5 protein-coding genes and 1 pseudogene are annotated in these 4,884 nt (G+C 43.0%); all 6 read left to right on the top strand.

The window, feature by feature from the left end:
* The first annotated feature begins 135 nt into the window (after positions 1-135).
* The 6 genes and pseudogenes from F6K20_RS24340 to F6K20_RS24315 all read left to right on the top strand — a co-directional run bounded on the left by F6K20_RS24340 (position 136) and on the right by F6K20_RS24315 (position 4,745).
* The gene (locus F6K20_RS24340) at positions 136-642 is read left to right on the top strand and encodes a helix-turn-helix domain-containing protein (RefSeq protein WP_287296332.1); all 507 of its coding nucleotides are present in this window, start codon (positions 136-138) and stop codon (positions 640-642) included.
* Positions 643-663: 21 nt separating this feature from the next.
* On the top strand, positions 664-1,284 hold the full coding sequence (locus tag F6K20_RS24335; protein WP_287296334.1) for a transposase: 621 nt from the start codon (positions 664-666) through the stop codon (positions 1,282-1,284).
* A 221-nt stretch (positions 1,285-1,505) separates the two neighbouring features.
* The gene (locus F6K20_RS24330; RefSeq protein ID WP_287296330.1) at positions 1,506-2,213 is read left to right on the top strand and encodes a hypothetical protein; all 708 of its coding nucleotides are present in this window, start codon (positions 1,506-1,508) and stop codon (positions 2,211-2,213) included.
* A gap of 15 nt (positions 2,214-2,228) precedes the next feature.
* On the top strand, positions 2,229-2,732 hold the full coding sequence (locus tag F6K20_RS24325; RefSeq protein ID WP_008186961.1) for an S-layer family protein: 504 nt from the start codon (positions 2,229-2,231) through the stop codon (positions 2,730-2,732).
* A 403-nt stretch (positions 2,733-3,135) separates the two neighbouring features.
* Positions 3,136-3,675 carry a universal stress protein gene (locus F6K20_RS24320; RefSeq protein WP_008186964.1) on the top strand — a complete coding sequence of 180 codons (540 nt, stop codon included), beginning with the start codon at positions 3,136-3,138 and terminating at the stop codon, positions 3,673-3,675.
* A gap of 535 nt (positions 3,676-4,210) precedes the next feature.
* Positions 4,211-4,745: pseudogene (locus F6K20_RS24315) on the top strand (adenosine-specific kinase).
* Positions 4,746-4,884: the final 139 nt, after the last annotated feature.

Genomic DNA, 4,884 nt, shown 5'->3' with positions numbered 1-4,884 from the left:
ACTCATTGAGTACTTGGTTAGAAGTTACCGTAAGAGTAGTGCAGCCTTTATAGTTGGTAAATTATGCAGCATAGGGTAAAGGTTTTGTAGTAAGGCTGCACTACTCTAAGGTTTCATCTCCGGTCGGTCTCAACGGTGGAAAAATCCTGGTTCTCGACCAACCTGAAAGTTGTCCAGAATCCGAGCAAACCGCAGATCTTCTCTCCATCATTCATGTCTTCTCATGCCGTGTCCACGGACTCAGAAAATATGGGAAGAAAATCAAAGAAGATGCGACTGTTCCTAAACCCTGAACAGCGAAGGCTTGTTCGCCAATGGTTTGGAGTGTCCCGTTATGTGTTCAATAAAACCATCAAAATACTCCAGGAGGGCATTGTAAAAGCTAACTGGAAAGCTATCAAAACCGACCTATTAAACGACCTACCTGAGTGGTGTAAAGTAGTACCTTATCAAATTAAATCTATAGCGATTAAGGATGCTTGCACTGCTGTTCGGGAGGCCAAAAAGAAATACAAGAAGACCTCACAAATAAACAGAGTAAGGTTCAGGTCTCGCCAAAACCCCATTCAGTCTTGCTATATCCCAAAATCAGCAGTTTCCGTGGCGGGAATATATCACACAAAACTGGGAAAGATAACTTAGACTGAAGGTCTTCCTGATGATATTTGCGATTGCCGACTAACCAGTAACAATGGGAACTATTATCTAGTTGTTCCCTATAAAGTAACTAAAAATAAAACCGAAAACCAAGGCAGAGTAGTTGCTTTAGACCCTGGAGTTAGGACTTTTATCACTTTCTTTAGTGAAACATCTGTAGGAAAGATTGGAGATGGAGATTTTTCTCGGATTCAGCGATTATGTCAGCACTTAGATAATTTGATGTCTAGGATTAGTAAATCTAAGGCTGGACAGAAACGCCGAAGGAGGAAAGCTGCCCGACGGATGGTAATCAAAATCCAGAATCTAATAAACGAGCTTCATCATAAGACGGCTAGATTTATGGTTGACAACTTTGATGTTATTTTACTGCCCACTTTTGAAACAGCTCAAATGTCTAAAAAAGGGAATAGGAGAATAAGATCTAAGACTGTCCGGAACATGCTCAACTTTGCTCACTATCGATTCAAAGAGTTTCTGAAACACAAAGCTCAAGAGACTGGAAAAATCGTCGTAGACGTTTGTGAAGCTTATACCAGTAAAACTGTCAGCTGGACAGGAGAACTGGTCAATATAGGCGGAAGCAAAATTATTAAATCAAAAGTTGATGGTCGAACAATGGATTGACCTTTGGTCACGCTTCGCGAACGAGATATCAACGGCGCTCGTGGAATATTTCTACGAGCTTTGGGAGATACCCCCTGGCTGAGTGATTCGGCAAAGCCGACACTTCGTGAACAGCTTGCATTAGTGAGCCAGAATTAGCCTTTGGTAGATTCTGGTAGCTAAAAAGTATCGGTATTGTAATTACCGAGACCTTGAGCTCCGGTAATGCTGGTCAGATTACCATGACTGCAAACGAATCTATGATGCTTTCAAGTACCGTTGAAGAGCGTGGGCGCATCGATAGCAACGCCACACTTGAAGCAACTGGCCAGCTTGGGAGGGTGGTTGTTGACACTCCAGTTTTGCAGTTGCGTGATGGCGCTCAAATTCGCTCCATTAATCGGGGTAATGGGGATGGGGACAGTGTAATAGTTAGAGCTAACTTAGTCGAAGCCATTGGTAGCTCACCTGATCGTCTTCTATTTGCCAGCGGCTTTTATACATCTACACAGGGCTCCGGGGATGGGGGCAATTTAACCATTGAAACTCAGCATTTGCTTGTCAGTGATCAAGCAAGATTTTCCTCTTCTACCCGTGGAGCTGGGGATGCTGGCACTATTACCATTCGGGTCAAGGCTGGTAATCTCGACATTACCGCTGAGTCGATTGTATTAGATCAATTAGGGAGCCTTTCTGCTGAAGTCAGTGCTGGGGAGCAGGGCAATATTATCCTGGATTCCCAGCTAATCCTAATGCGCGATCGCAGTAATATCAGTACCAATGCCGAAAATGCTGCCACTGGCGGTAATATTACTATTGATACTGACTTGCTAGTTGCCCTAGAAAATAGCGATATCACGGCCAATGCTGAAGATAGCTTTGGCGGACGAGTGATTATCAATAGACATCTCCAGAAACTCGGTTTTGACCCAGGCAGTGCAAGGGTTTGAGGTTAATTTTTGGAGATGTCTAATGCCTTAGGCATTTTTGGCACTGAATTTCGAGAACAAAAAACCCCAGATAGTGATATTACCGCTTCTTCCCAACTGGGAGCTTCCTTTAGCGGTACTGTGGAAATTAATGCACCTGACCCCGACCCTAGCGCTGCATTATTCCAGCTACCGGAAAATTTTGTTAATCCCAAACTGCTAGTTGCCACTGGTTGCGGTACCGATCTCGGCAATCAATTTACCCAATTTGGGCGGGGTGGCTTACCCACAGACCCCACTAAACCTCTTGTGGGTGAAACCCTGTGGATGGATTTACGGCCATTACCTCGCCACAGAACTCGCCGCCGGAAAAATCCTGATCATGCTGCTAAGCCCAATGCAGTTAACTCACGTCGGTCTAGAATTATTGAAGCTAATCGATGGATTCTTAATAAGGACGGAGTGGTAGAGTTAGTGCCTGATTCACCTCAGTCGAGTCCGTTCATTTCCTGGTTTGAACCTTATTATTGCGTAAGGTAACAGAAATGGGGCAATAACTCTACTTTTCTCTAGTTTTAGGGTTCCTTAATCATTCACCCTAATAATTATCATCTCATTGCTATTTCTAGACCAATACAATAAGTGTTACAAATAGTTAACCAGTATAATATCTGTCAGTAGTTTTTCTATAATTAAATTATAGAACCCTATCACATTGAGTAGCATCTGACTACAGCACTGACTAAACCACTGACTACAATAAATTATTCACTCAACGTCTTCAAGGTCAGGGATTATAGCTTCCAGCGAACCTCAGTATCTTACCCATCTTCCCTATCTTTACCAGACAAGGGCAACCCTTAATTTATTTTCTGGAAGTACTTAAATTCCATGTCTTCGAGCCCCCATTTGAATAATTTGAAGAGACGAGGAAAAACTAATCATGGCTTACAAAAAGATTCTGGTAGCAATGGACCGCTCATCCCAAGCAGAAGCAGTGTTTGAACAGGCTTTAGACCTAGCCGAAAAGGAACAGAGTACTCTGATGCTAGTACACTGCCTTAACTGGGAACCTCAGGAAATGATGACTCCTTACGTAGGTCTTGGCACCATAGCCGATGTAGACGTGTATGGTAGTATCCGAAAGGTTCAGCAAGAAAATCTCCAAAAACACCTTGAGGAAAACAAAGGGTGGCTAAGGAGTTATGCTCAACAGGCAAATGCTGATGGTATCGCTGCCGAAGTATCTTGTCAATTGGCAGATCCGGGTCTAGGAATTTGTGATCTAGCCCAAAAGTGGGGTGCGGATTTAATTGTTCTAGGTCGTCGAGGGCTTGGGGGTTTAAAAGAAATGGTGCTGGGTAGTGTGAGTAACTATGTTGTTCACCATGCTCCTTGCTCAGTGTTGGTAGTTCAAGGGGTAGCAACCCCAAGCATTGAGTTAAGCACTACAGCCACTCCAGTAACTAGAGATACAAAGTAGACATAGACACCCTTGACATTCTAAGGCTTTAGGGATTATGCATTTTTTACATAGATGGCTCAAATAGACTGATTAATCACTAATCATTCTTACTATCACCAGTGGTCTAGTCTCTTTTTGAGAACAGGACTTAGGCAATAACTCTACTAGTAGGGTGCGTTAATAACGCACCCTACTAGTTATAGGTTTTGGAGTCCAGTTTTGTGTAAGTTGTGGGAGTTATTTTGCCGGGAATTTCGCAACAACTGTGGCTTGTTGATGTTAGTTTGCTTGTATAGCAATCCGTGTAGGAATTGTGAGAATTTTGATCCGAAGTTCCCTGTTCCCTTTTCTATATTCATACTTAGGCATTTTTGTCAAGGCTAAGGTCATAATTAGATCTACAGAAGGCCACTTGCCATCAGAAGAAGTATCTATGATGCGGGGATATATTTGGCATTTTGGCAGTTATTTTACTTCGGCTGGGAATATTATATAAGTTTACCGTTTAATTTAGGGTTTTTAGTGTTTAACTAAGGCAGAGAGGTCGGTGGGAATCGAACTGAAAGTGGTTAGCATGGAAATTTCGTCAGGGGGAGTAACATCATCATTGTTAACGCCCACTTTATTAAAACCGTCCTTGACTTATATCAGGTCATGGTCGGAACTTCGACCCAGCTAAAATTTGCCATCACCTTCTGTGAAGCATCTGGCTCATACTTGATCCGAGCTACAGGAAATGATCCGACCCTTAAATCTAATCCAACTCATAATCCTCAAGGGATTGAGCAAAGTTCACCCTGTGCGATTGAGCTTTGCTCACGCTGTGGGAGCGCATCTGGACATAGCTTCCTGATTGTACTCAAAGAAGCATACCCAATCAACTTATTGAATCCTATCCAGCAGTGCCCAGAAGTCTGCCCTATCCATTCTTCCACCCCCCCAATCCGGTAAAGGAAATTGTAGCTGAAACCGAACAAGGGCGTAGCATCAAAGGGGTTATGGATGGGTTTTGACCACAAGGAGTAAAAGGTGCTGAGCAGGTCAAGACACCCAAGGATTTCCTGAGCCAGATCGGCAACAAGCTCTAGTACCAAGTCCAATTAATTACTGTCAAATTAATTACTGCCAAAATAGTCCCTGTATTGTTGAGAATCGATATAGCGGTTTTTAGCCTCATGAGGTACACATAATTTTTTACCTTTTCCCTCTTCTGACTTTACTGCTCCA

The organism is Moorena sp. SIO2C4, assembly GCF_010672485.1.
Taxonomy (GTDB): Bacteria; Cyanobacteriota; Cyanobacteriia; order Cyanobacteriales; family Coleofasciculaceae; genus Moorena; species Moorena producens.
Note: the sequence above shows the minus strand (reverse complement) of the source record. Positions and strands in the feature narration are given on the sequence as shown.

Coding starts and splice junctions, on each gene's coding strand:
- F6K20_RS24330 (WP_287296330.1), top strand. CDS start 1,506: ATGACTGCAAACGAATCTATGATGCTTTCAAGTACCGTTGAAGAGCGT.
- F6K20_RS24325 (WP_008186961.1), top strand. CDS start 2,229: ATGTCTAATGCCTTAGGCATTTTTGGCACTGAATTTCGAGAACAAAAA.
- F6K20_RS24320 (WP_008186964.1), top strand. CDS start 3,136: ATGGCTTACAAAAAGATTCTGGTAGCAATGGACCGCTCATCCCAAGCA.